The sequence below is a fragment of the Cupriavidus sp. SIMBA_020 genome (assembly GCF_046535395.1).
GTDB classification, from domain to species: Bacteria; Pseudomonadota; Gammaproteobacteria; order Burkholderiales; family Burkholderiaceae; genus Cupriavidus; species Cupriavidus campinensis.
Genome location: NZ_JAWRWU010001329.1, coordinates 1 through 247 on the forward strand (window position 1 = coordinate 1; position 247 = coordinate 247).

Below are 247 nucleotides of genomic sequence, written 5' to 3' on the forward strand. Positions count from 1 at the left end.
GCATCCTCGAGGAAGGAGTTCCACGTGCGAGATTTTCGAGTTGGCCGGGACATTAATGTCCTGGGGGACATGATTGTTCATGATGAGTCGCAGCAATACAAGCCCTTGGCCCAGTGCTCAAGCCCCGAGCTATTGGATGAAGAGCGACATCGGCATGAGGTTCTTGAGGACGAGCGCCGCGGAAAATTCAATAAACTCATGCTGGCATTTGGCGTCGTCGCGGTGCTGCTATTTTTGGCCGGTGGTT

At 53.8% G+C, this 247-nt stretch carries 1 protein-coding gene; it reads left to right on the top strand.

The window, feature by feature from the left end:
• Positions 1-24: 24 nt before the first annotated feature.
• Positions 25-247 (top strand): hypothetical protein (locus SB751_RS33825; RefSeq protein ID WP_410749475.1); only part of this gene is annotated, 223 nt, incomplete at its 3' end.